The 540-nt window shown below is 71.9% G+C and carries 1 protein-coding gene; it reads right to left on the bottom strand.

Annotated features, from left to right (window positions below; translation table 11 throughout):
• Positions 1-69: 69 nt before the first annotated feature.
• A partial coding sequence (locus FK530_RS26190; protein WP_158645212.1) for a hypothetical protein occupies positions 70-540 on the bottom strand: 471 nt, incomplete at its 5' end.

Genomic DNA, 540 nt, shown 5'->3' with positions numbered 1-540 from the left:
GGGCCACGGGGCGCCCGCCTTTCGGCTGAGTCCCGGGGACCGGAGCAGGGGAGGGCTGAGGCTGCGCTCTCAGGCGAGTGAACCCGGAACCGCGAAGACCACGGGCGCGCCGATGCGCAGTCCCGCGGGGTACTCCCCTGTGCGGGCCAGGGTCGAGAAGGACTCGGCGACCTCGCGATCGGTCAGCCAGATGTCATGGGACTCGCGGAACCTGCGCGCCACGACCGTGTGCGGCAGGACCAGGTCCTCGGTGGCGCGGGCCGGGCGGGCCACTGCGACGACCGGACAGTTCCGGGAACGTGTGAGGACGGAGGCGCGCCTCTCGACGTAGAGCAGGCCGTCGGTGGGTTCGCGGTAGACGTAGTGGCCGCGGTCCTCGGCGTCGAGACGGAAGAGCAGGATCTCGTCCAGGGTGAGAAGGGTGCCGAGCACGGCGCGGATCTCCTCCGCCGAGCCGCACGGCACCCAGCTTCCCAGGGGCCACTCCAGGGAACTGACCCGGATGGGGTCAACGGTGCCCCAGGTCGGGGGGACGGTGTC

Origin of the sequence: Tsukamurella conjunctivitidis, assembly GCF_007858475.1 — a bacterium.
Taxonomy (GTDB): Bacteria; Actinomycetota; Actinomycetes; order Mycobacteriales; family Mycobacteriaceae; genus Tsukamurella; species Tsukamurella conjunctivitidis.
The sequence above is the reverse complement of the archived record's forward strand: the minus strand, read 5'-3'. Positions and strand labels throughout refer to the sequence as shown.